27 protein-coding genes are annotated in these 23,708 nt (G+C 66.2%); 15 read left to right on the forward strand and 12 right to left on the reverse strand.

All coding sequences use genetic code 11. The features are described 5' to 3' along the window. The 8 genes from SB4_RS19025 to SB4_RS13285 all read left to right on the forward strand — a co-directional run. Nucleotides 1-164: ATP-binding protein (locus SB4_RS19025; protein ID WP_241488619.1), on the forward strand; the 164-nt coding region annotated here is incomplete at its 5' end. Nucleotides 165-241: 77 nt separating this feature from the next. Further along, nucleotides 242-1,288 carry a substrate-binding domain-containing protein gene (locus SB4_RS13255; protein ID WP_058752999.1) on the forward strand — a complete coding sequence of 349 codons (1,047 nt, stop codon included), beginning with the start codon at nucleotides 242-244 and terminating at the stop codon, nucleotides 1,286-1,288. Then, entirely contained in the window at nucleotides 1,285-2,661 is a 1,377-nt protein-coding gene (pstC, locus tag SB4_RS13260) for a phosphate ABC transporter permease subunit PstC (protein WP_058752941.1), read from the forward strand. The genes SB4_RS13255 and pstC overlap by 4 nt, the downstream gene beginning before the upstream one ends. A gap of 40 nt (nucleotides 2,662-2,701) precedes the next feature. Then, complete coding sequence (gene pstA, locus SB4_RS20385) at nucleotides 2,702-3,916, forward strand: phosphate ABC transporter permease PstA (RefSeq protein ID WP_241488616.1); 1,215 nt, start codon at nucleotides 2,702-2,704, stop codon at nucleotides 3,914-3,916. Continuing rightward, entirely contained in the window at nucleotides 3,910-4,674 is a 765-nt protein-coding gene (pstB, locus tag SB4_RS13270) for a phosphate ABC transporter ATP-binding protein PstB (RefSeq protein ID WP_058715114.1), read from the forward strand. The genes pstA and pstB overlap by 7 nt, the downstream gene beginning before the upstream one ends. An 11-nt stretch (nucleotides 4,675-4,685) precedes the next feature. After that, nucleotides 4,686-5,369 carry a phosphate signaling complex protein PhoU gene (gene phoU, locus SB4_RS13275; RefSeq protein WP_193751658.1) on the forward strand — a complete coding sequence of 228 codons (684 nt, stop codon included), beginning with the start codon at nucleotides 4,686-4,688 and terminating at the stop codon, nucleotides 5,367-5,369. Nucleotides 5,370-5,382: 13 nt separating this feature from the next. Further along, nucleotides 5,383-6,075: a phosphate regulon transcriptional regulator PhoB gene (gene phoB, locus SB4_RS13280; protein ID WP_058715109.1), complete on the forward strand. Its 693-nt coding sequence runs from the start codon at nucleotides 5,383-5,385 to the stop codon at nucleotides 6,073-6,075. Between the two features lie 109 nt (nucleotides 6,076-6,184). Then, nucleotides 6,185-6,574: a hypothetical protein gene (locus SB4_RS13285; RefSeq protein ID WP_058752943.1), complete on the forward strand. Its 390-nt coding sequence runs from the start codon at nucleotides 6,185-6,187 to the stop codon at nucleotides 6,572-6,574. Nucleotides 6,575-6,637: 63 nt separating this feature from the next. Here SB4_RS13285 and SB4_RS13290 read toward each other — a convergent pair whose 3' ends face one another. Together SB4_RS13290 and epsC are read right to left on the reverse strand one after the other, a co-directional pair. Next, nucleotides 6,638-6,970, reverse strand: a complete 333-nt coding sequence (locus SB4_RS13290) for a DUF2794 domain-containing protein (RefSeq protein ID WP_058752944.1) — start codon at nucleotides 6,968-6,970, stop codon at nucleotides 6,638-6,640. Further along, nucleotides 6,970-7,653 (reverse strand): serine O-acetyltransferase EpsC, encoded by a 684-nt coding sequence (gene epsC / locus SB4_RS13295; protein ID WP_058733037.1) that lies wholly within the window; start codon nucleotides 7,651-7,653, stop codon nucleotides 6,970-6,972. Before epsC ends, SB4_RS13290 begins: the two co-directional genes overlap by 1 nt. Nucleotides 7,654-7,810: 157 nt before the next feature. Here epsC and SB4_RS13300 point away from each other — a divergent pair, with 157 nt between their 5' ends. Beyond that, nucleotides 7,811-8,575 carry a sulfite exporter TauE/SafE family protein gene (locus SB4_RS13300; protein WP_153002974.1) on the forward strand — a complete coding sequence of 255 codons (765 nt, stop codon included), beginning with the start codon at nucleotides 7,811-7,813 and terminating at the stop codon, nucleotides 8,573-8,575. A 135-nt stretch (nucleotides 8,576-8,710) separates the two neighbouring features. Here SB4_RS13300 and ahpD read toward each other — a convergent pair whose 3' ends face one another. Next, complete coding sequence (ahpD, locus tag SB4_RS13305) at nucleotides 8,711-9,232, reverse strand: alkylhydroperoxidase, AhpD family (protein ID WP_058733030.1); 522 nt, start codon at nucleotides 9,230-9,232, stop codon at nucleotides 8,711-8,713. A gap of 122 nt (nucleotides 9,233-9,354) precedes the next feature. Beyond that, the gene (locus tag SB4_RS13310) at nucleotides 9,355-9,900 is read right to left on the reverse strand and encodes a peroxiredoxin (RefSeq protein WP_007403328.1); all 546 of its coding nucleotides are present in this window, start codon (nucleotides 9,898-9,900) and stop codon (nucleotides 9,355-9,357) included. 155 nt (nucleotides 9,901-10,055) lie between these two features. On the opposite strand from SB4_RS13310, the gene SB4_RS13315 reads away from it, so the two are divergent. From SB4_RS13315 to SB4_RS13325, 3 genes are all read left to right on the forward strand, one after another. After that, nucleotides 10,056-10,958 carry a hydrogen peroxide-inducible genes activator gene (locus SB4_RS13315; RefSeq protein ID WP_058733029.1) on the forward strand — a complete coding sequence of 301 codons (903 nt, stop codon included), beginning with the start codon at nucleotides 10,056-10,058 and terminating at the stop codon, nucleotides 10,956-10,958. Between the two features lie 31 nt (nucleotides 10,959-10,989). Continuing rightward, nucleotides 10,990-11,610, forward strand: coding sequence for a fasciclin domain-containing protein (locus SB4_RS13320; RefSeq protein ID WP_058733028.1), 621 nt, complete (start codon nucleotides 10,990-10,992; stop codon nucleotides 11,608-11,610). A 113-nt stretch (nucleotides 11,611-11,723) separates the two neighbouring features. After that, nucleotides 11,724-12,335, forward strand: coding sequence for a fasciclin domain-containing protein (locus tag SB4_RS13325; RefSeq protein ID WP_058752945.1), 612 nt, complete (start codon nucleotides 11,724-11,726; stop codon nucleotides 12,333-12,335). A gap of 51 nt (nucleotides 12,336-12,386) precedes the next feature. On the opposite strand, the gene SB4_RS13330 is transcribed toward SB4_RS13325, so the two are convergent. The 3 genes from SB4_RS13330 to pgsA are packed head-to-tail and all read right to left on the reverse strand — an operon-like array spanning nucleotide 12,387 to nucleotide 13,644. Further along, nucleotides 12,387-12,836 carry a molybdenum cofactor biosynthesis protein MoaE gene (locus tag SB4_RS13330; RefSeq protein ID WP_058752946.1) on the reverse strand — a complete coding sequence of 150 codons (450 nt, stop codon included), beginning with the start codon at nucleotides 12,834-12,836 and terminating at the stop codon, nucleotides 12,387-12,389. Beyond that, complete coding sequence (moaD, locus tag SB4_RS13335) at nucleotides 12,833-13,090, reverse strand: molybdopterin converting factor subunit 1 (protein WP_058733025.1); 258 nt, start codon at nucleotides 13,088-13,090, stop codon at nucleotides 12,833-12,835. Before moaD ends, SB4_RS13330 begins: the two co-directional genes overlap by 4 nt. After that, on the reverse strand, nucleotides 13,090-13,644 hold the full coding sequence (gene pgsA, locus SB4_RS13340; protein WP_058733024.1) for a CDP-diacylglycerol--glycerol-3-phosphate 3-phosphatidyltransferase: 555 nt from the start codon (nucleotides 13,642-13,644) through the stop codon (nucleotides 13,090-13,092). Before pgsA ends, moaD begins: the two co-directional genes overlap by 1 nt. A 114-nt stretch (nucleotides 13,645-13,758) precedes the next feature. Between pgsA and SB4_RS13345 the strand changes: the two genes are divergently transcribed. Next, nucleotides 13,759-15,069, forward strand: coding sequence for an MFS transporter (locus tag SB4_RS13345; RefSeq protein WP_058752947.1), 1,311 nt, complete (start codon nucleotides 13,759-13,761; stop codon nucleotides 15,067-15,069). Nucleotides 15,070-15,087: 18 nt separating this feature from the next. On the opposite strand, the gene SB4_RS20035 is transcribed toward SB4_RS13345, so the two are convergent. From SB4_RS20035 to SB4_RS13365, 5 genes are all read right to left on the reverse strand, one after another. Then, the gene (locus SB4_RS20035; RefSeq protein ID WP_193751657.1) at nucleotides 15,088-15,255 is read right to left on the reverse strand and encodes a hypothetical protein; all 168 of its coding nucleotides are present in this window, start codon (nucleotides 15,253-15,255) and stop codon (nucleotides 15,088-15,090) included. A gap of 95 nt (nucleotides 15,256-15,350) precedes the next feature. Further along, on the reverse strand, nucleotides 15,351-17,054 hold the full coding sequence (locus SB4_RS13350; RefSeq protein WP_058752948.1) for a cation acetate symporter: 1,704 nt from the start codon (nucleotides 17,052-17,054) through the stop codon (nucleotides 15,351-15,353). Next, a complete protein-coding gene (locus SB4_RS13355) occupies nucleotides 17,051-17,356 on the reverse strand; it encodes a DUF485 domain-containing protein (protein ID WP_058752949.1) in 306 nt (101 codons plus the stop codon). Before SB4_RS13355 ends, SB4_RS13350 begins: the two co-directional genes overlap by 4 nt. A gap of 91 nt (nucleotides 17,357-17,447) precedes the next feature. Next, nucleotides 17,448-18,764, reverse strand: coding sequence for a sigma-54-dependent transcriptional regulator (locus SB4_RS13360; RefSeq protein ID WP_058752950.1), 1,317 nt, complete (start codon nucleotides 18,762-18,764; stop codon nucleotides 17,448-17,450). Beyond that, nucleotides 18,761-20,530 (reverse strand): sensor histidine kinase, encoded by a 1,770-nt coding sequence (locus SB4_RS13365; RefSeq protein WP_058753000.1) that lies wholly within the window; start codon nucleotides 20,528-20,530, stop codon nucleotides 18,761-18,763. Before SB4_RS13365 ends, SB4_RS13360 begins: the two co-directional genes overlap by 4 nt. 226 nt (nucleotides 20,531-20,756) lie before the next feature. Between SB4_RS13365 and SB4_RS13370 the strand changes: the two genes are divergently transcribed. Further along, the gene (locus SB4_RS13370; RefSeq protein WP_058752951.1) at nucleotides 20,757-22,079 is read left to right on the forward strand and encodes a dicarboxylate/amino acid:cation symporter; all 1,323 of its coding nucleotides are present in this window, start codon (nucleotides 20,757-20,759) and stop codon (nucleotides 22,077-22,079) included. 106 nt (nucleotides 22,080-22,185) lie between these two features. Continuing rightward, nucleotides 22,186-23,673 (forward strand): alginate export family protein, encoded by a 1,488-nt coding sequence (locus SB4_RS13375; protein WP_082670165.1) that lies wholly within the window; start codon nucleotides 22,186-22,188, stop codon nucleotides 23,671-23,673. Nucleotides 23,674-23,708: the final 35 nt, after the last annotated feature.

Consider the following 23,708-nt stretch of genomic DNA (forward strand, 5'->3'; position numbering starts at 1 on the left):
CCGGCCTGGGCCTCGCCATCGTCAAGCACATCGTCGAGCGGCATCGCGGCAAGCTGGAGATTGCGAGCGAGGTCGGAGTAGGCACGACCTTCACAGTACGGTTGCCCGCGCTGAAAAATGCGGATCGAGCGGTTTCCGAGGGCGCTGTCACAAAAACACAATAAAAATGTCACACGGGGGTCCGGTGAGCATGGCAGCGCCGGTTCGCAACCACGATGGTCGCCCCCTTCCAAGGAACATGATGCGCCTGCCCTGCCTTCTTGCCGCGATGTTCGCGCTGACGGCCTGCCACGATCAGGCCAATGGCGGCGGCGCGGGCGTGCGCGAGCAGATCACGGCGGTCGGCTCCTCGACGGTCTATCCCTTCACCACGATCATCGCGGAGCGCTTCGTCGCGGCCGATCCCGGTGCCCGGGCTCCGGTGATCGAGTCGACCGGCACGGGCGCGGGCATGAAGCTGTTCTGCGCCGGGATCGGTGCGGGGCACCCCGACATCGAGGATGCCTCACGCCGGATGAAGGCGAGCGAGTATCGCGAATGCGCCGCACACGGCGCGCCCGATATCCTTGAAATCCAGATCGGTATCGACGGCATCGCCTTTGCCGAATCCAAACGCGGCCCGCGCATGGCGCTGACCACGGTCGACCTCTACCGCGCGTTGTCGGCGCATCCCGGTGGCAAGCCCAACCACGCACGCACCTGGGCCGACGTCAATCCGGCACTGCCCGCCATTCCCATCCAGGTCTATGGGCCGCCCGCGACCAGCGGCACCCGCGACGCGCTGGCCGAGCTGATCCTGATGAAGGGCTGCGATGCGGTCGAGCCGGGCGCGGTCGCGCTCAGCCACCGCGATCCCGACGCGCATCGGATGCTGTGCACCCGGGTGCGGGACGACGGGGCCTATATCGATGCGGGCGAGAACGATAATCTGATCGTCCAGAAGCTGCAGGCCAACCCGGACGCACTGGGCGTCTTCGGCTATTCCTATCTGGAGGAAAATCGCCAGACGGTAGACGGCGTGGCGATCAACGGGGTCAAGCCGACCTATGCCGCCATCGCCGCCGACCAGTATCCGGGATCGCGCCCCCTCTATGTCTATGTGAAGAAGGCGCATCTGGATGCCATTCCCGGCCTGCGCGACTTTCTGCGGCTCTATGCAGCCAATTGGGGCAAGGATGGACCGCTTGTCCGGCGCGGCCTAATCGCCTCGCCCGCCGCCGTCGAGGCGCAGGCGCGGGCGATCATCGCGCGGGAAATTCCGCTCGATCCCGCAAAGCTGCCGTCATGAACGGCGCGATCCTCCTGATCCTGATCGTCGGGCTGGGCGTCATCGCCTGGGCCAGCACCCGGATGCGCGCGCTGGGCTTTCGGCGCGGCCATGTCGCGCGGGTCAGCTCGCTGCCGCATCATCATGGCTGGTATGTCGCGCTGTGGACGGTGGTGCCGCCGCTGATCTTCCTGGCGGTGTGGGCCGCGACCTCGCCCGCGCTGGTCACCGAAATGGTGATCGCCACGCCCGCCGCCGCGCAGCTGCCGCCGCCGGGGTTCGAGCGGGCGGCCATCCTGTCCGAAGCGCGCGCGCTGGCGGCGGGACGGACGCACGGCGCCTTCCATGCCCTGTCGCGCACGCTCGCACCGGCCTATGACCGGGCACAGACCCGGTTCGACTGGATCGCGACCGCCATCGTCCTGCTGCTCGCGCTGGCGGGCGGGGCCTATGCCTATCTGCACGTCCGACCCGATTTCTCGGCACGGACGCGGATCGAGCGAGTGGTGCTCGGACTGCTGCTCGGCGCGTCGCTGATCGCGATCCTGACCACGGCGGGAATCGTCGCCTCGCTCCTCTATGAGGCAGGCCGCTTCTTCTCGGTCGTGCCGATCACCGATTTCCTGTTCGGCACGCATTGGAGCCCGCAGGTCATCGACCCGCGCGATCCGGGCGCATCGCTCGGCGCGGTGCCGCTGTTCTGGGGCACCTTCTTCATCGGTGCGGTGATCGCGATGGCGGTCGCCATCCCCTTCGGCCTGATGAGCGCCATCTACCTGACGCAATATGCGGCCCCGCGCGCGCGCCGGATCATGAAGCCGGTGCTGGAGGTGCTCGCGGGCATTCCGACCGTCGTGTATGGCTATTTCGCCGCGCTGACCGTCGCACCCGCCGTCCGCCAGTTCGCGGTCGCCATCGGCATCGACTGGGCCTCGTCCGAAAGCGCATTGGCCGCAGGCCTCGTCATGGGCGTGATGATCATCCCCTTCGTCTCGTCCATGGCCGATGATAGCCTGGCTGCGGTCCCCAGCGCGATGCGCGACGGCAGTCTTGCGATGGGCGCCACGACGTCCGAAACCATCACCCGCGTGATGCTGCCCGCCGCGCTTCCGGGCGTGGTCGGCGGCGTCCTGCTCGCGGTCAGCCGCGCGATCGGCGAGACGATGATCGTCGTCATGGCGGCGAGCGGGGTCGCGACGCTGACCGCCAACCCCTTTGCCAGCACGACCACCGTCACCCGCCAGATCGTCGACCTGCTGACCGGTGAGGCCGAGTTCGACAGCCCCAAGACGCTGGCCGCCTTCGCGCTGGGCCTGACGCTGTTCATCATCACCCTGCTCCTCAACATCGTCGCGCTCAGCGTCGTGAAGCGGTATCGGGAAAGCTATGAATAACCCGCCCGCCCCCAAGCCTCACGGGTGGGACAGCCCGGCCATGACCCGGCGTCTGCGGCGGCGCTATGCGGCTGAGCGGCGCTTCCGGCGGCTGGGCGCCGCGGCGGTCGCGCTGTCGGCGGCTTTCCTAGCCTTCCTGCTCATCACCATGCTGGCCCAGGGGCTGCGCGGCTTTACCGAGACGCGGGTCACCCTGCCGGTCAACCTGGCCGCCGCCGAACTGCCGATCGAACCGGCCCGGTTGAAGGGGCGTGGTGCCGACCTGGCACTGGCGGGCGCGGGGCTAGAGAATGCGGTCGACGGTGCCGCCACGACCGCCTTCGGGCCGATCGGATCGGACCTGCTGTCGCCGGGCGCCTGGATCGTGGTTCGCGACGCCATCAAGGCGGACCCGGCCATCCTCCACCACACGACCGTCTTCGCGCTGCCGGTCGCCAGCCGTTACGATGTCGCGGCCAAGGGCGAGGGTACGCCGGAAGCCGAACGCGTCGTCGCGCGGCTACAGGCGCAAGGCGTGCTTTCGACCGGCTGGGACCTGGGCTTCCTGCGCGACGCCGATGCGACCGACCCGACGCGGGTCGGCATCTGGGGGGCGGCCAAGGGATCGCTGCTGACCATGCTGGTGACGCTGGCGCTCGCCTTCCCCATCGGCGTGCTTGCCGCGCTCTATCTGGAGGAATATGCGCCCAAGAACCGCTGGACCGATATCATCGAGGTGTCGATCAACAATCTGGCGGCGGTCCCCTCGATCATTTTCGGCCTGTTGGGCTTGGCGGTGTTCCTGGGCAGCTTCGGCCTGCCCCGCTCGGCGCCGCTGGTCGGCGGCCTGACGCTGGCGCTGATGACCATGCCGGTGATCGTCATCGCCGGGCGCAACGCGATCAAGGCGGTGCCGCCATCGATCCGAGACGCTGCGCTGGCCATTGGGGCATCGCGGGTGCAGGTGATCTTCCACCACGTCCTGCCGCTCGCCCTGCCCGGCATTCTGACCGGCACGATCATAGGCATGGCCCGCGCGCTGGGTGAGACCGCGCCGCTCCTGATGATCGGTATGCGCGCCTTCATCGCCGCCCCGCCGCAGGGGCTGACCGATCCGGCGACGGTGCTGCCGGTACAGATCTTCCTCTGGTCCGATCAGGTGGACCGCGGCTTCATCGAAAAGACCTCGGCCGCGATCATCGTCCTTCTCGTCTTCCTGCTCGCGATGAACGGGCTGGCCATCTACCTTCGCAATCGGTTCGAGACACGCTGGTGAGCACCCCCAAGATAAGCGCGCGCAACGTCAGCGTGTCCTATGGCGCCAAGCAGGCGATCCACGACATCTCGATCGATGTCGACATGGATCACGTCATCGCCTTTATCGGCCCCTCGGGCTGCGGCAAGTCGACCTTTCTGCGCACGCTCAACCGGATGAACGACACGATCGCGTCGGCGCGTGTCTCGGGCGATGTGCGGCTCGACGGGCAGGATATCTATGCACCCGAAATGGACGTGGTGCAGCTGCGCGCGCGGGTCGGCATGGTGTTCCAGAAGCCCAACCCCTTCCCCAAGTCGATCTACGAAAACGTCGCCTATGGCCCGCGCATCCACGGTCTGTCGTCCTCGCGCGCCGAGCTGGACATGATCGTCGAACGCTCGCTGACCCGCGCCGGGCTGTGGGCCGAGGTGAAGGACCGGTTGTCCGAAAGCGGCACGGCCTTGTCGGGCGGCCAGCAGCAGCGGCTGTGCATCGCCCGCGCCATCGCGGTCGACCCCGAAGTCATCCTGATGGACGAGCCGTGCAGCGCGCTCGATCCCATTGCGACCGCGCGAATCGAGGAGCTGATCCACGACCTGCGCGGCCGCTATGCCATCGCGATCGTCACCCATAACATGCAGCAGGCAGCCCGCGTCTCCCAGCGTACCGCCTTTTTCCACCTCGGCACGCTCGTCGAGTACGGAAAGACGTCCGACATCTTCACCAACCCACGGGAAGAACGGACGAAGGACTATATTACCGGCCGGTACGGCTGAGGACGAGGATCATGGACCACACCGTAAAAGCCTTTGACAACGATATCGGGCGTCTCCGCGGCCTCATCAGCCAGATGGGCGGGATGGCCGAGGAGGCGATCGCCAATGCGATCAAGGCGCTGCAACGCTCCGACCTGGAACTCGCCCGCAAGGTGCGCGAGGACGACAAGGCGATCGACCTGATCGAGGCCGAGGTCGAGCGGCTGGCCGTGCGCACCATCGCGTTGCGCGCGCCGATGGCGAACGACCTGCGCGAAGTCGTCGCGGCCCTGAAGATCGCCAGCGTCGTCGAACGCATCGGCGACTATGCCAAGAACATCGCCAAGCGCGTGCCGATGATCGAAAGCGAGGACCGGATCGAGCCCATCTCGATCCTGCCCGCCATGGCCAAGATCGCCTCGGCGATGGTGCATGACGTGCTCGACGCCTTTGCCGCGCGCGACGCCGAGGCGGCGGTGCGGGTCCGCGACAGCGACACCGCACTCGACGATTTCTACGATTCCATCTTCCGCACGCTCGTCACCCATATGGTCGAGAATCCCAAGACGATCGGACAGGTCGCGCACCTGCTGTTCATCGCCAAGAATCTCGAACGGATCGGGGATCATGCGACGAACGTCGCGGAGATGGTCTATTTCGCCGCCACCGGCACCCAGATGGGTGAACGGGATCGCGGCGGCACTCTGCCTTCTTGAGGGAACAGGCACCATGGCACGCGTAAAGATGTTGCTGGTCGAAGACGATGCCGCGCTGGCGGAACTGCTCGTCTTCCATTTCAAGCGCGAGGATTTCGAGGTCACCCATACGCCGGACGGCGAGGAGGCCCTGTTGCTGGCGCGCGAGAGCACGCCGGACATCGTTCTGCTCGACTGGATGGTGGAGGGGATTTCGGGGATCGAGGTCTGCCGCCGCCTGCGTCGCTCGCCCGAAACCGCGAACGTGCCGATCATCATGCTGACCGCACGCGGTGAGGAAGAGGACCGGGTGCGTGGGCTGGAGACGGGGGCGGACGATTATGTCACCAAGCCCTTTTCCCCGCGCGAACTGGTCGCCCGCGTCGGTGCGGTGCTGCGGCGTGTCCGCCCTGCCTTGGCCGGCGAGGCACTGACCTATGCCGATATCGAGATGGATACGGTCGGTCACAAGGTGCGCCGCGCCGGGGAAGTCGTCTCGCTCGGGCCCACGGAATTCCGCCTGCTCAAGCATTTCCTGGAGCATCCCGGCTGGGTCTTTTCGCGCGAGCGGCTGCTCGATGCGGTGTGGGGCCACGACTCGGACATCGAGAGCCGGACGGTCGACGTGCATATCCGCCGCCTGCGCAAGGCGATCAACATCGGCGACCGGCCCGACATCATCCGCACGGTCCGCTCGGCGGGCTATTCGCTCGACGCCGGGGGCTGAGGTAAAAATCCGTCAGGATCGGGTCGCAAGCGAAACGAGGGAGCCAAGTGCGGCATGGGGCGTTCACCCACCGCGCTAACGCACTTGCGCTTCTGAATAGGAGATTCGCATGAAGCTCGTTTTTCTTGCCGCCACCGCGCTGATGGCGACGCCCGCCCTGGCCCAGACCACGACCCAGACCGACACGACGGCACAGGCCGGGGCCCAGGCAGGCTCCACCGATACCACGGCGCAGGCCGGGATGCAGACCAGCACCTCGACCGACACGACCAATGGTTCGATGCAGGCCAATGCCGCTGCCTCCGCCGCGACGATGACCGCTGGCGGCTATCAGCCCGCCCAGCCGCCGATGGCCGCCCCGCCCGCGCCGGGCGCACCGATCATCTTCAAGCAGGCGCCGACGCCCGAACAGGCCTATCCGGCCCCGGCGCCGCTGAAGAGCTATCCGATCTGCAAAAAGGGTCAGTATGACCAGTGCCGCCAGCGTGGTGGCAAGTAAGCTCCAGCCCATCACCCGGCTGTAGGACGGCGCCGGTTCCCATTCAGGGGACCGGCGCCTTTCTTATTCCTCGACCAGCTTCATCAGCCGCCGCTCGACCGGCGCGAGGACCGGCCCCAGTTCATGTCCGCGCTTCAGCACCGCGCCGCCCTCGCCGATCAATGCCCACATGCCCTGTCGGTTGCGCAGCGCGGGACGCTTCTCGATCCGGTACTCGGGCCGCTCGGCGCTGCGACGAAAGGCCGAGAAGACCGCCGCATCCTTTCCCAGGTCCATCGCATAGTCGCGCCAATGACCCGCTGCCACCATGCGGCCATAGAGATCGAGAATGCGGTTCAGCTCGATCCGCTCGAAGCCGACCTGCCCGACTGCGCGTGGAAAGGGTACGATCCCCATCAGGCCCGATCGCGTCGCTCTTCCTGCTCGGCCAGAACCGCGTCCAGCCGTCGCCGCATCGTATCCAGCTCGCAGCGAAGCATCTCGATCTTCTGCGTCTGCGGATCGAAGACCTCGGAACACGGCGTGCCATAGGGGACGAAGCGGGGTTCGGGCGCGGCGCCGCCCTCGACCACGGTCGGGCGAGCGGGGATGCCGACCATCACTGCGCCTGCGGGCACATCCCGCGTCACGACGGCATTCGCGCCCACCCGCGCTCTGGGTCCCACGGTGATGGGGCCCAGGACCTGAGCACCGGACCCGACGATCGCGCCGTCCATCAGGGTCGGATGACGCTTGCCCGCAACGCCATTGTCCGGGCTGGTCCCACCCAGCGTCACGCACTGATAGATGGTGACGTCATCGCCGATCTCCGCCGTCTCGCCGATGACGACAAAGCCATGATCGATGAAGAAGTTGCGGCCGATCTTCGCACCGGGATGGATGTCGATCGCGGTCACGAAGCGGGTGAAGTGATTGACCAGCCGCGCCAGGAAGAAAGCCCGCGCTTTATACAGGCGGTGGGCGACCCGGTGGCCCGCCAGCGCCCAGACGCCCGGATACAGCAAGATCTCCGCACGTGAGTGAGGTGCCGGGTCGCGAGCCCGGATCGAATCAAGATAGGCGGCCAATCGGCTCGGCATGAGCATGTCCCCAGATGCGATACCGGCATTTAGGCACGGTATGGCGTGAAATCCAGATAGTCGCAGCAGGCGATGCGGCGCGACAAACTCTATCTTTGTTGCAGCGTTGGTCCCGACACGGCATGGCCGACCAGCCGAAAGGCTTAAAGGAGACATGATGGACCCGACGAGTAGCGAGCTGATCCATATCCTACCCTTTGTGGGCGTCGGCTTTGCCGCCCAAGTCGTCGACGGCGCGCTGGGCATGGCGTTCGGCGTGATCTCCAACACCCTGCTCATCAGCCTAGGGGTGCCCCCGGCGGCGGCCTCGGCGGGCGTACACAGCGTCGAGACCTTCACCACCGCCGTGTCGGGGATCAGTCATGCGGTGCATCGCAACGTCAACTGGCGGCTGTTCCTGCGCCTGATGATCCCGGGCGTGATCGGCGGGGCGCTGGGCGCCTATGTCCTGTCCAATATCGATGCGGCGGTCGTGAAGCCCTTCATCCTCGCCTATCTGACCGCCATCGGTCTCTATCTGCTGATCCGCGCATGGCGTCACAAGCCGCATACCCGCGAACCCAAGGTGGTGGAGCCGCTGGGCTTTATCGGCGGCTTCCTGGATGCGGCGGGCGGGGGCGGCTGGGGTCCGGTGGTAACCTCCAACCTGCTGGCGCAGGGGGCGGCTCCGCGCACCACCATCGGAACGGTCAACACCGCCGAATTCTTCCTGACCGCGACGATCTCGGCAACATTCATCACCCAGCTGGGCTGGGGGGCGTTCACCATGGCGACGGTCGGCCTGCTGATCGGCGGCATTTGTGCAGCGCCGTTCGGAGCGATGCTGGCCAAGCGGGTGCCTGCGCGGACATTGCTAACGCTGGTCGGCGTGATCCTGACGCTGACCAGCCTGTGGGGGCTGTATCAGGCGATTTTCCGGTAAATCCTCCCCGGCACGGGGAGGTGGCAGGCCGCAGGCCTGACGGAGGGGGGGGCTTGCCACGCAGGACTTTACGGCTATCCCCCTCCACCACCGCTTCGCGGCGGTCCCCCTCCCCGTGCCGGGGGAGGAGCGGTGTTACGCCGTTGCCGCGTGGACGGTCGCAACCGCCTGCATCACCGCGGCGATCCGGACCGAGGTCTGGATGATTTCGGCCGAGACGCCGGCCTTCTTCAGCACCGCCTCATGCGCATCGATGCACATGCCGCAGCCGTTGATCGCCGACACGGCGAGGCTGAACAGCTCGAAATCAACCTTGTCGATGCCCGGCGACGCGATGACGTTCATGCGCAGCTTGGCGGGCAGGTTGCGATATTCCTGGTTCCCAGCGAGATGCGTGAAGCGGTAATAGACATTGTTCATCGCCATCACTGCCGCCGCCGCGCGCGCCGCATTGGCGGCCTCGGGCGAGAGCTTGGACGCGCATTCCGCCTCGGCGGCCTCGACCAGCGGCTTGTGACCGGTGCCGTGGGCACAGGCGAGCAGCAGGCCGTATTTGCGCTGATCGTTCAACAGCGCCTCGTTCAGCAGCGATCCGACATTCAGGCGAATGTCCTTGGCGAAGTCGGGCAGCTGCCCGGCAAATTCCTTGAGCGACATAGAAGGGCTCCAGATAAACGACGCCCCAGTCCGGGCCGCCGATCGCATGGGGATCGGCAACCCTCGCCGGGGCGTCGGGAATAGAGGTCCGGGGGACGGCAACGCCCCCCGGACGGACGGGATTATTCGGCCGCGAGCTGGAGGACGTCGTCGCCCTTGTTCCAGTTGCACGGGCACAGCTCGTCGGTCTGCAGCGCGTCGAGAACGCGCAGGGTTTCCTGCGGGTTACGTCCGACGTTCAGGCCGTTGATCGTGACGTGCTGGATGACATTGTCGGGATCGATGATGAAGGTCGCGCGGTAGGCGACATGCTCATTCTTGTCGACGATGCCCAGCGCATCGGCCAGGACGCGGCCATTGTCCGCGATCCAGGGGAAGTCGGCCGCGGCAAGATCGGGGTCCGACTTGCGCCATGCCAGATGGACGTGCGCGGTGTCGGTCGACGCGCCGATCAGCACGGCGTCACGATCGGCGAAATCGTCCTTCAGCTGCGCATAGCCGACGATCTCGGTCGGGCAGACGAAAGTGAAATCCTTCGGCCAGTAGAACAGGACCTTCCACTTGCCCTCATAGGAGGTGTCGCTGATCGTCTCGCCGGCGGGCAGCGCGTTGGTGCCCTGCTGGACGGGCACGGTGAATGCGGGGAGCTTGTCTCCAACGGTCAACATGGCAATAGCCTCCATTTCTTCAAAAAATTCGGCTTCAGCCATCCTCTCGAACGATCGGCGGTGGTCCGCCTGTATTCGTTGCCGCGACAGATATGGGGACTGGCGCGATCAATCCAACAAGCTATTTGTCAGATCGCAATCGACTGAGACGATCAATGGCCGCGACCTACCTACCGACGTTGAAACAGCTGCAATATCTCGTGGCGCTGCAGGACCATGGCCATTTCGGCCGGGCGGCGGATGCATGTTTCGTCACCCAGTCGACCCTGTCGGCGGGTCTGCGCGAGCTGGAGACGCTGATCGGCGTAACGTTGGTCGAGCGGACGCGGCGCGTGGTGCGCTTCACGCCGCTGGGCGAACGGATCGCCGACAAGGCGCGGCGTGTTCTGCGCGAGGCGGACGAGCTGGGCGACATGGCCCGCGCGGCCGGGCGCCCCTTGTCGGGTGAGATGCGCATGTCGGTCATCCCGACGATCGCGCCCTTCATGCTGCCCCGCATCCTGCCGCGCCTGCGTCGCGACTATCCTGACCTGAAACTGTTCCTGCGTGAGGAGCCGAGCGGTCCGGCGTGCGAGCGTCTGCACAATGGCCGCACTGACTGCGTGCTGCTCGCCTTGCCCTTCGCCTGCGGAGAGGTGACGGCCGAGCCGCTGTTCGACGACCGACTGTTCGTTGCCTTCCCCACGGACGACGATAATGCGCCGCCCGCCGCCATTCCGGCCGCCGCGATCGACGAGAATCGGCTGCTGCTGCTGGAGGACGGGCATTGCCTAAAGGATCACGCGCTCGCCGCCTGCAACCGGCCCGAACTACGTGCCGAGGCGACGATGCTGGGCACCTCGCTCCACACGATCGTCCAGATGGTCGACAACGGCCTCGGCATGACGATGCTGCCCGAGATGGCACTGAAGTCGGGCATTTTAGACAATACCAACATCACCGCCCGGCCGCTCGACGCGGAAAATGCGGTGCGCAAGATCGCGCTCGTCTGGCGGCGCGCCAGCCCGCGCGAAAAGGACTTCCGCCTGCTCGCTCAGGTGTTCGCCGAAGCGGCCTGAGCGCCCCAGCCATCCGAAGGAGATTTCGCCCATGACCCTCAATGCACGGCACACCATCGTTCTGTTGCCGATCATCGCCCTGGTCAGCCTTGGCGGCTGCGCGGGCGGGCGGGATAAGCGCGAGGCGCCTGCCACGCCCTCTGTCACGGCGCCCGTGGAAGCCCCCATGCCTACGCCGACTGACCAGCCCATGGCCCCGACCCGGACCATCCTGGACAATGCGGCGGCCACCGGATCGCTGTCGTCCTTCGTGGCGGCGGTGCGCGCGGCGGGCCTCGCCACCACGCTGGCAAGCCCCGGTCCCTACACGGTATTCGCGCCGTCGAACGAAGCCTTTGGTCGCCTGGCTCCCGGCGTGCTCGACCAGTTGCTGCAACCCGCCAACCGCGAATCGCTGGTGCGGGTGATCCGTTTCCATATGGTGCCGGGCACGATCGGCGTCGCGGAACTCCAGCGGCGGATCGCGGCGGGCAACGGCACCGCGACCCTGATGACCGTGCAGGGCGAGCCTCTGACCGTCACCATGACCCAGTCGGTCATCACCCTGACCGATGCCAGCGGCAACAAGAGCTATGTCGAGGCGGGCGATATGGCCCAGGCGAACGGCGTGATTCACATCGTCAATGGTGTCTTGGTGCCAAAACTCGATTAAGTGCGTTACTCCCGGCAGGACGGCCGTTTCGGTTGCCGAACGGCTGGCCTGCCCTTCCACCTGCGGCGCGACGCGACCTCGCTCCGCCGCCCGAAGAACGGGAGTATGCTTTCATGCTGAAGACCCTTGCTATCCTCGCGACCGCCACCGCCCTGACCAGCGCCGGTGCGGCGGTTGCCCAGACCACCACGGCGCCGGCGGCTCCGGCCCAGACGATGCCCGCCCCCGCCACAACGCCCGCCGCTCCGGCGACCGCGACGCCCGCCGCGACCGGCAATGTCGTCCAGATTCTCGCCGCGACCCCGGATCGCAGCACGCTGGCCAAGCTGGTGACGACTGCCGGTCTGGATACCGATCTGGCGGGCCCTGGCCCGTTCACTGTCTTTGCCCCTAGCAACGAGGCGTTCAGCCGCATGCCTGCGGGCGCGCTCGACAATCTGAGCAAGCCGGCGAACAAGCCGGTGCTGGCGACGATCCTGAAATACCATGTCGTCTCGGGCAAGCTGACCGCCGAGCAGCTGAAGGCGCAGATCGCGGCGGGCAATGGCACCGCAACGCTGACCACGCTGGCGGGCCAGCCGCTGACCGCGCAGCTGGGCCCGAACGGCAATATCATGCTGACCGACGTCAACGGTCAAAAGGCCTATGTCGACAAGGCCGATGTGGATGCGACCAATGGCGTCGTCCACCTGACCAACGGCATCAACGTGCCCAAGATCGGCTGATCGGTCCCACAGGATCGAACTGGGAAAGGCGGGGCTTCGGCTCCGCCTTTTTTATAGTGCCTGGGTGTTCCAGCGCTCGGCCGCCGCCGTGTCGCTCTCCCGCGCTTCGACCCAGCGGGCCTCTTCGCCCCGCGTCTCGCGCTTCCAGAACGGAGCATCGGTCTTCAACCGGTCGATCAGATAGGCACAGGCGTCCAGTGCATCGCGGCGATGCGGCGCGGCGGTCAGGACCAGGACGATACGCTCTCCCGGCCGCATCGGGCCGACCCGGTGGACGATCGTCGCCGCCTGAAGCGACCAGCGTTCGGTCGCCAGGCGGGCGATGCGGTCGAGCGCCGCCTCGGTCGCGCCGGGATAATGTTCCAGCTCCAGCTGGTCGACGCCGTCATCCGCGCGCACCAGGCCGCAAAAGCTCGCCACCGCGCCGACATCGCCGGTCTCGACCCGCTCCGTCTCGCCCGCCAGATCGATGGCGTCGCGCGATACCAGAATGCGGATCATCCGCCGGTCACCGGCGGGAAGATCGCCACCTCACGCGCGCCGAAAATCGACGCCTCGGGCCCGACGAAATTCTGGTCAACCGCCGCGCGCAACCGCTCGGGCTCGGCCATCGCCTCGGCATAGCCGCCGCCCCGAGCCGCCAGCCAAAGGACCAGCTGCGCCACCGTCGTGACCTCCGGGGGAAGCGTGACCGACTCCTCGGCCTGCCCGATCCGTTCCCGAACCCAGGCGAAATACAGGATCGTCAGCGTCATCAGCTATCCATATGCTTGAGGCCGACGCGCAGATAATCCCAGCCCGTGACGATGGTCAGCACCGCCGCACCCCACAGGGCCGCCAGCGCCGCGATGTGCAACCACGGCCAGCCCGGCAATGCTCCGCCCAGGATCAGGCCGCCGAGCGCGACGAGCTGCAGCGTCGTCTTCCACTTGGCGAGCCGCGAGACGGGGACCGACACTTGGAGCTGCGCCAGGAACTCGCGCAGGCCCGACACGGCAATCTCGCGCAGCAGGATGACGAGCCCTGCGACTACGCTCCACCCGCTCAGCACTTGGACCGCGACCAGCACCAGGATGACCGAGGCCACCATGATCTTGTCCGCGATCGGGTCGAGAAAGACGCCCAGCTTCGACACCGCGCCCTGCGCCCGCGCCAGATAGCCATCGAAATAATCGGTGATGCCCATCAGGCAGTAGAGGACAAAGGCGATGCCATAGCCCAGCGCCCAGTCGGGCTGCCACAACAGCCCCGCGAGCAGCGGCACGGCCAGGATTCGCGAAAGCGTCAACAGATTGGGCAGCGTCAGCATGACGCCTTCTAACCGCTCCCTCGCGCATGACAAACCGCTTTAACCGGTTGGCGATGCGCCACCGCATGGTTATGTTGGCGTCATCCTGTTGCCACGATCGGGCCATTTTTCGTTATGCTCAATGCCCTCGGGCTTCTCAAGCGGCGCCGGTTCCTGCCGCTGTTCACCACCCAGTTCCTTGGCGCGTTCAACGACAATCTGTTCAAGACGTCGATGGTGTTGTTCGCCACCTATGCGATCTTCAACGACGCCCATGCGGAGGCGAACTTCAACGCGTTGGCGACCGGCCTGTCGATCGTGCCGTTCGTCCTGCTGTCGGCCTTGTCGGGACAGCTGGCGGACAGCCATGACAAGGCGCGGATCATCCGCATCGTGAAGACGGCCGAGATCGGCATCATGATCGTCGGAGCCCTTGGCCTGATGATCGCCAAGGCTGGCTATATCAATTTGGGCCTGGGCCTGATGCTGGGCACCGTGCTGGCGCTGGGCGTTCATTCGACCTTTTTCGGGCCGATCAAATACGCGATCCTGCCCCAGCATCTGCAGCCCGACGATATCCTGGGCGGCACCGGCCTGGTCGAGGCGGGGACCTATCTCGCCATCCTGCTGGGAACGGTCGTCGCAGGCTGGGTGCCGATCGAGGTCGCGGCCGGGGGCGTTCTGGTCGTCGCGATATTGGGCTGGTTCACTGCGCGGCAGGTGCCTCCCGCCCCGCGCGAGGGGCCGCCGCTCAAGCTGAACTTCAATCCCTTCACCGCCTCCTGGCGGCTGATCGCGGCGACGCTGCATATCCGGAGGCTGTTCTTGGCCATCGTCGCGATCAGCTTTTTCTGGACGATCGGGTCGGTCCTGATCATCGTCTTCCCGCCGCTGGTGAAGAACGTGCTGACGGCCGACAAGGAAGTCGCCAGCCTGGCCATCGCGATCTTCTCGATCGGCGTGGCGATCGGATCGGTGGTCATCAACACGATGCTGAAGGGTGAGATTTCGGCGCGCTATTCGCCGGTCTCGGTCATCGCGATGGGCGCCTTCGTCGTCCTGTTCTCGATCCTCTGTCGCAACTGGACCCCGGCCCCCGATGGCGGCCTGTACAGCTGGCAGGCCTTTCTGGCGGAGCCGCGCGCGATCGGCATCCTGGCGACGCTACTCGCCATCGCGACGACCGGGGGCATGTTCGTCGTGCCGCTCTACGCCTTTCTGACCACCACGGTGGAAAAGGACCAGACGGCGCGGACCGTGGCGGCCAACAACATCGTGAACTGCTTTGCGATGACCATCGGGTCTGCCGCCGTATTGGGGATCAGCGCGGCGGGCGTCACGCCGGAGGACATGCTGTTTCTCGTCGCGGGCATGTGCCTGGTCTCGGCCTGGCTAGCGCTTCGCCTGCACCGGGCCTGCGACGACGGCTGCGTCAGGCCCGCCTGACCGGCCGGGCGCGACCGGTCAGAACAGGAAGCTGTAGATACAGACGAAGAAGGCGGTGAAGCTGAGGACGAACAGGCGCAGGTCCTGGTCGTCGTCCCGGCGGCTGCGCGTCGGCGCAGGGGGCGGGAGCGAGCGCCGGAAAGGGTGGCGGGCGGCTTCGTTGGTCAGGATGAGGCGACGTCGCATGGCGTCGTGTTAACGGATCATTTACTATTTCGGCTCGGGTGAATTGCCGCGCCACCTGTACCCGCTGCCCCGTTTAGGGACAGCGGGCCAAGCACTCAATGGTCGTGGGCGGAGGCCGCGCCGATACCGGTTTCGGACCGCACACGCTGCGCCGGATAGCCAGCCTTGTCGACCGCCGCACGGCCGCTGCTGTCGGTGATCGACACCAGCCAGATGGTCAGGAAAGCCAGCGGCATCGAGAAGATGGTCGGCGATCCATACGGAAAGATCGGCGCGGCATGGCCCAACACGGTCACCCAGATGGCGGGCGACAGGATCGTCAGGACCAGCGCGGTCAGCAACCCGACCAAGCCGCCCGCGACCACGCCCCGTGTCGTACAACCCGACCAGAGCAGCGACAGGAACAGCACCGGGAAGTTTGCCGACGCCGCCAGCGCGAAGGCCAGGCTGACCATGAAGGCGACGTTCTGCTTCTCGAACAAAATGCCGAGCAGGATCGCGACGACGGCGAGCACCAGCACCGTGATCCGCGACACCTTCAGTTCGGACGCGGAGTCCGCTTTCCCCTTCTTGATGACCGTCGCATAGAGATCATGGCTCACCGCTGAGGCACCGGACAGGGTTAGCCCCGCCACCACCGCCAAAATGGTCGCAAAAGCCACGGCCGAGATGAAGCCCAGGAACAGGTTGCCGCCGACCGCCTGCGCCAGATGGATCGCCGCCATGTTGCTGCCGCCCCGAAGCGCCCCGTCAGCGTCGAGGAAACCAGGATCGGTGGCCACCAGCACGATCGCCCCGAACCCAATGACGAAGGTCAGGATATAGAAATAGCCGATCCAGCCCGTCGCCCACAGCACCGAGCTGCGCGCCGCCTTGGCATTGGGCACGGTGAAGAAGCGCATCAGGATATGCGGCAGGCCGGCCGTGCCAAACATCAGCGCGGCCCCGATCGAGATCGCGGACACCGGGTCCTTGATGAACCCGCCCGGCCCCATGATCCCGCGCCCCTTGGCAACGGCTTCGTCGGGCCCAGCTCCGGCCAGGGCGGCAAGCGCCGTCTTCACGTCGACCGCCCGAGCGAACAGCGCCTCGGGGCTGAAATCGAAACGCGCCAGCACCGCGATCGCCATGAAGCTGGCGGCACCGAGCAGCATCATCGCCTTGACGATCTGGACCCAGGTGGTCGCCGTCATGCCGCCGAACAGGACGTACATCGTCATCAGCACGCCGACGATGATCACCGCATAGCCATAGGGCAGGCCGAAGAGCAGCCGGATCAGCTGCCCAGCCCCCACCATCTGCGCGATCAGGTAGAACAGGACGACCAGCAGCGTCGAACAGGCCGCGACCATCCGCACCGGCGTCTGCGCGAAGCGGAACGAGGCGACATCGGCGAAGGTGAAACGCCCCAGATTGCGCAATCGCTCGGCCATCAGGAACAATAGAATCGGCCAGCCGACGAGGAAGCCGATCGAATAGATCAGCCCGTCATAGCCATCGGCATAGATTTGCGCGGAGATGCCCAGGAACGACGCCGCCGACATGAAATCCCCGGCAATCGCCAGACCGTTCTGAAAGCCGGTGATGCCGCCGCCCGCCGTGTAGAAGTCCGAGGCCGTCCGCGTCCGCCTTGCCGCCCAGCGGGTGATGGCGAGCGTCAGGGCGACGAAGGCGGCGAACATGCCGATCGCGGTCCAGTTCGTCGCCTGCTGCACCGCCGGACCGATGGCATGGGCCTGCGCCGCGGTCGGCAGCAACAGAGCGAGCGGCGCACCGAGCGCCAGACACCACGCCCTCATGCGCCATATTCCGCACGAAGCGCGTCGATCACCGGATCGAAGTCGCGATTGGCCCGCCAGACATATAGTCCGGTCAGCACGATCGCCAGGCCGATGACGCCCAGCCCGACCGGAATGCCCCAGCTGGTCGCGCCGCCGCTGACCGAGCGGGCCAGCAACGCCTTGTCGAACGCAATGGTCAGGACGAAGCCGAAATAGACGATCAGCATGATCACCGTCAGGATCGTGGTAAAGCGCCCTCGCCTGCGCACCAGCGCGACATAGCGCGGATCGCGCGCCAGACGGTCTGCGGCCTCCTCCATGGCATTCTCCTAAACCCCCGCGCCGATGGTCGGCGTCGTGGCGGTCATGCTCCCCCGCCCCCGTTCCGCCGTCAAGCGGAATGGTCAGGGTTCAGGTACGCTGCGGGCGATAGGCATTCAGGTCGATGCCGTGCCGGGCCACCTTGTCGTAAAAGGTCTTGCGCGGGATACCCAGGATAGCGAGCGCGGCGCGAACATCGCCCGCCACCTCCTCCAGCACCGACCGGATCGTCGCGCCCTCGAACTGCTCGACGCGTTCCGGCAGCGGCAAGGGATCGCCAGCCTCCTGCGCCTCGCCGAACAGGCCCAGCGCGACGCGGTTGGCATAATTGCGGACCTCGCGGACATTGCCGGGCCAGTCATGCGACAGCAGTCGCGCCTGGATCGCTCCGTCGATCATCGGCACCGGCCGCCCGAACCGCTCCGCCGCTTCGCGCAGGAAATGGGCGAACAGCAGGGGCACGTCGGCACGCCGCTCTCGCAGTGGAGGAACACGCAGCCGGACCGCATCCAGGCGATAGAGCAGGTCGGCGCGGAACCGCCCCTCGACCACCGCCTGCGCCAGATCGGACTTGGCCGCCGCGACGATACGCAGGTCCAGCACCTGCGGGTCTTCCGACCCGATCGCCCGCACCTCGCGCTCTTCCACCACACGCAGCATCCGCCCCTGCAGCGCAGCGCCCATGCTGTCCACCTCATCGAGGAACAGCGTGCCGCGATGCGCCGCCGCAATGCGCCCCTGGTGACGGCCATGCGCCTGGCCGAACAGCTCATCCTCGGCGATCGCCTCGGGCAGCGCGGCACAGTCGACCGCGACGAAGGGCCGAGTCCGCCGCCCGCTCCAACGGTGAAGCAACAGGGCGACCAGCTCCTTGCCGGTCCCGGTTTCTCCCTCCACCAAAACATCGACGTCCGCCTGGGCGACCTGGCGAACCGTGTCGCGCAGGCGCATCATCACCGGCGTCTCGCCGATCAGCGGATAGGCGCCTTGTGCCTCCTCCGCCGCACGGCGCAGGCGCCGATTGTCGAGGACCAGCCGCCGCATCTCCAACGCCCGCTCGGCACTGGCGATCAGATGGTCGGCGGCGAACGGCTTGGCGACGAAATCGAACACGCCCTGCTTCAGCGCGGCGACCGCCATCGGCACGTCACCATGCCCGGTCATCAGGATCACCGGTATCTCGGTATCGATCGCCGCCACACGCCGGGCCAGCTCGATCCCGTCGATCCCCGGCATACGGATGTCGGACACCACCATGCCCGGAAAGTCGGCGGTGATCGCCTCCAGCGCGGACAGCGGATCACCATGCGCCTCGACATCGATCCCGGCCAGCTCGAAGGACTGGGCCAGCGCCTGGCGCAGCACGGTGTCGTCATCGACCAGCAGGACGCGCAACGCCTCGCTCATGCCCGGCGCATCCTGATGCGAAAGCCCGCCCCGCCCAGTTCCGAAGAAATGACCTCCAGCATGCCGCCAAACTCCGTCATGATGTCCCTTGCGATGCCCAGTCCCAGGCCCAGCCCGTCGGGCTTGCCGGTCACGAAAGGCGTAAAGATTTCCGAGGCGATCGCCGGGTCCAGCCCCGGTCCATTGTCCTCGACGGTCAGGTCGACGCCGTCGGGCCCCTGCGACACGACCAGCCGCACGCGTGGGGCCGGGCAGCCCGCCACCGCGTCGAGCGCATTCTGAAGCAGATTGACCAGCACCTGCTCTAACCGGACGCGGCCCGCCACGACCATCGGCAAGGGCTGGCCGCTCGGCCGCTCCAGCGCGACCCCGGCGGTGCGGAACCGGTCGCCGATCAGCAGCATGGTGCCGTCCAGCACCTCGTCCAGCGACACCGGGCCCAGGCCATGCGCCCCGCGCCGGGCGAAGCGCCGCATTTCCTGGACGATCGTCCCGATCCGCTCGGTCAACTCGACGATCGTCGCCAGATTGCCCGCCGCCTTATCCGGCTGGGTCCGCGACAGGAAGGTGCGTGCATTGTCCGCCAGGGTGCGGATGGCGGCGACCGGCTGGTTGATCTCATGCGCGACGCCTGCGGTGATCGAGCCGAGCGAGCCCAGCCGATTGGCCTGCGCCAGTTCCTCGCGGGCGGCGCGGAAACGCTGGTCGGCGCGGATTCGCTCGGTGATCTCGACGGTCAGCTGGTCGTTGGTGGCGCGAAGTTCGGCGGTGCGGCGCGCTACCTCCTCCTCCAGGGCCTCGCGGGCCAGTGCCGCGCGCTCGGCGCGGGTCCGCCGCCAGATGAACAGCAGCGTCAGGCCGAACAGTGCCACGGCCACCAGCGCGGTGGCCGACCGCACCCAACTATCCGCCTCGCGCAAGGCGGGTTTGGAGGGGAGCAGGTGGATCAATTGCCAATGGGGCAAGGGTGCCGGGGTAATGCCGAGGATATAGCGGGTGCCGTCGCGGTCGGTCGCTTCGCGGCCGCCGATCCGATAGGGACTGGGACGCAGCATGGTGTCACCGAACTGGCGGCTACCGGCGATCTCAGCGCGGGCCTCCGCCGAGAGGGGCCGGATCGCGGTGAAACTCGCGCGCGGGGCGGTGCTGACCACCACCACGCCATGATCGTCGACCAGCAGGCTCTGCCCGGCGTCACTGGCCCAGGCCTGGACCAGCCGCTGGAACTCGACCTTGACGACCACGACCCCCTCCGGTGCTGCGGCCGTGCCGATGCGACGGGCGAGGAACAGGCCGGGGCGATGGCTGGTATTGCCGAGCGCGAAATATTCGGACGTGCCGGTTCGCATCGCCTGACGGAAATAGGGGCGGAAGCTGTAGTCGCGACCGACAAAGCTGTCGCGCTCGCCGGCATTGGACGCGGCGATCGTCCGGCCCCGGGGATCAATCGCATAGATGACCGGCGCGCCCGTCCGCTCGGCCAGCCCGCGCAGCTTGGCGTTGAGTCGATCCCTCGCCTGCGCCGTGCCCTCGCGCAAGGCTTCGCCCAGATCGGGATATTCGACGAGCACGATGGGCAACAGCCGGAAACGCTGCAGCTCGCTGTTCAACAAGCGTTCCTGTTGCCGTGCGATCCGGCTGGCATCGGCGTGGAGCGCGGCCAGCGCCTGGCGATGGGCATAGACCCTGAGAAGCAGCGACGCGCCGGCGGTCAGCAGCAAAACCCCCAGCAGGGGCATCGCATAGCGCCGAAGATAGCGACGCATCGGAGCGGACAGGAACGCCATATGTGCGGATTATCGCAACGCCGGATACAACGCCATGCGGAATTTCGCGCGACGGCCAATGACGTTTCAGGTTTTATTCTGTTATATCAGCTAGATAGAACTGATCGTGCCGCATTTTGCAATTCGTGTTGCATCCCGCACAATCGTCGCAACTTGGAATGCGGCCATACCGCGTCCAGCCCCTTTGTGGAGGATGATGAAAGCCATGATTGCCCAGGATTATGCCGTTGCAGAGGCGCCCAAGCGGGCCCGACTCTGGTCCCACCTCTATTTTCAGGTGGTGGTCGCGATCGTGCTTGGCGCGGTGATCGGTCATTTCTGGCCTGCGTTCGGCGAGTCGCTCAAGCCACTGGGTGATGGCTTCATCAAGCTGGTGAAGATGATCATCGCCCCGGTCATCTTCCTGACCGTGGTGACCGGTATCGCCGGGATGCGCGAACTGGGTTCGGTCGGCCGCGTCGCGGGCAAGGCGTTCTTCTACTTCATCACCGTCTCGACCTTCGCGCTGATCGTCGGCCTGATCGTCGCCAATGTCGTCCAGCCGGGCGCGGGCATGAATATCGATCCCAGCACGCTGAAGGTCGGGTCGATCGCCGAATATACCGCCAAGGCGCATGAGACGACGATCACCGGCTTCCTGCTGGGCATCATTCCCGACACGCTGATCAGCGCGTTCACGCAGGGCAATATCCTGCAGGTGCTGCTGGTCGCGATCCTGTTCGGCATCTCGATGGCGCTGGTCGGCGAGCCCGTCCGTCCGCTGCTCACCGCGCTGGAGCGGATCAGCGTCGTCGTCTTTCGCATGGTCGGCATCCTGATGCGCGCGGCCCCGATCGGCGCGTTCGGCGCGATCGCCTTCACCATCGGCAAATATGGTGTCGGCAGTCTGGTCAATCTGGGCGCGCTGGTCGCGACCTTCTACCTCACTTCGATCCTGTTCGTCGTCGTCGTGCTGGGCATCATCGCTCGCCTGAACGGCTTCTCGGTCCTGAAGCTGATCCGTTATCTGAAGGCCGAACTGCTGCTGGTCCTCGGCACCTCGTCGTCGGAGGCCGCCCTGCCCAACCTCCTCGTCAAGATGGAAAAGGCGGGCTGCGAGAAGTCGGTCGTCGGCCTGGTCGTGCCGACGGGCTATTCGTTCAACTTGGACGGCACCAACATCTACATGACGCTGGCCGCGCTGTTCATCGCCCAGGCGTGCGGCGTCGACCTGTCGCTGTGGCAGCAGCTGGCCCTCCTGCTGGTCGCGATGCTCAGCTCGAAGGGAGCGGCGGGCGTGACCGGTGCGGGCTTCATCACCCTGGCCGCCACCCTGTCGATCGTGCCTGACGTGCCGGTTGCGGGCATGGCCCTGATCCTCGGCGTCGACCGCTTCATGTCGGAATGCCGCAGCCTGACCAACTTCATTGGCAACGCGGTCGCCACCGTCGTGGTCGCGCGTTGGGAAAATGCCCTCGACCAGGATGCGCTCAACGCCGCCCTGAACGCCGCCCCGCAGCACCCCGCGGCCCAGCCCGCCATCGCCTGATCCTGTCCGGGCCCGATCGATCCTGTCGGTCGGGCCAATATGTTTACCAGGATAGGCTATGGCAGCCGGTGACATGATAGATCGGCGTGATCGAGGGGGAAATCTCATGAAATTCATTTGGATGGCGGGCACCGCAGCGGTGTCGGCAATCGCGATGGCGGCCCTTCCGGCGACGGCCCAGACCGTGACGCCCAAGGCGGCGGCGGAACCCGCCAGCCCGGCCGCTACCGCCTACCCGGCCAGTGCTTCGGGCGATGGCAATACGGTGGGCGGCTATAACCAGTCGCGTTGGGCGGAGGACTGGCGGAAATATTGCGACCCCGCCAAGCGCGATGACTTTATCGATGCGCTGAAGTGCGTGAAGCTGACCGAGGATGGCAAATCCTATGTCACCTTCTCGGGCGAGCTGCGTACTCGGATGAACATCACCACCAACCCCAATCTGCGCGAAGTCCAGCAGCAGCGCCAGGATATCGCACGCATCGTCGGTGGTGCCGATGTGCATCTGGGCGACCATTTCCGCGTCTTCGGCGAACTGGGCCGCGCCGAGTTGCAGGGCATCAACCTGGGCACACCCGCCGGTAATCTGCGCAACCAACTGGCCGTGCAACAGCTGTTCGCCGAGGTGAAGGGCAAGGTGTCCGGCATCGACGTCGGCGTACGTGCAGGCCGTCAGGAGTTTTTCGACGGGCCGCAGTTGCTGACCGTCGGGCGCGACAACAACACGCTGTATTTCGTGCTGGACGGCGTTCGTGCCTATGCCCGGGGCAAGGATGCGCGGGTCAATATCTTCGACCTGAACTACGTCACCTATGGCCAGCAGGGCATCAGCGACGACAAGACCAATCCCGATATCCGCTTCACCGGCGCGACCTTCGGCTTCCGCCTGTCGCCCAAGCTGTTCGGCGGATCGAAGCTGTATCTCGACCCCTTCATCTGGCGCTTGCGCAACCGCCGGGCGGTATGGGGGCCGACGACGGCGCTGGAGGAACGTTACTTCCTGGGTCTGCATGCGTACGGCGATGCCGGGCCGGTCAACATCGACTGGACCGTCAACAACCAGCGCGGCACCTTCGGCAACCGTCCGATCTCGGCCTGGCAGGCGTTCGTCGCCCAGACGTATCGACTGGGCAAGAAGCCCGATGCACCGCGCGTCGGCTTCCATGTCGACTATGGCTCGGGCGGCGGTGCCTATCAGCGCAGCGGCGAGTTGCAGACGACCAGCGGGCTGTTCGGCAACAATATCTATTATAGCTATGGCCTGTTCCTGACGCCTACCAACATGCTCTACGCCGCGCCGAACGTCACCTTCACGCCAGTACGCAACCTGCGTGTCGCGGCCGAATATGGCTTTGCGTGGCGGCCCGATGAATTCGATGCGGTCTACCGCGCCAGCGGCGCGGCCTGGGCGGGGACGCAGAATGTGCGCGGCAAGAAGGTGGCCGAGGTCGCCCGACTGCAGGCGACCTGGACGATCACGCCGCGCCTGTCCTTCGTCGGTCGGTACGAGCATTTCAAGGCCGACACCGTGTTGCAGCGGGCCAATCTGAAAAGCTCCGATTTCTGGGCAGGATGGTTGAGCTTCCGCTTCTGATATCCTGGAATCCAACGACAAAAGGGGAGTAGACC

This window comes from Sphingomonas sanguinis (assembly GCF_001476905.1).
Taxonomy (GTDB): Bacteria; Pseudomonadota; Alphaproteobacteria; order Sphingomonadales; family Sphingomonadaceae; genus Sphingomonas; species Sphingomonas sanguinis_B.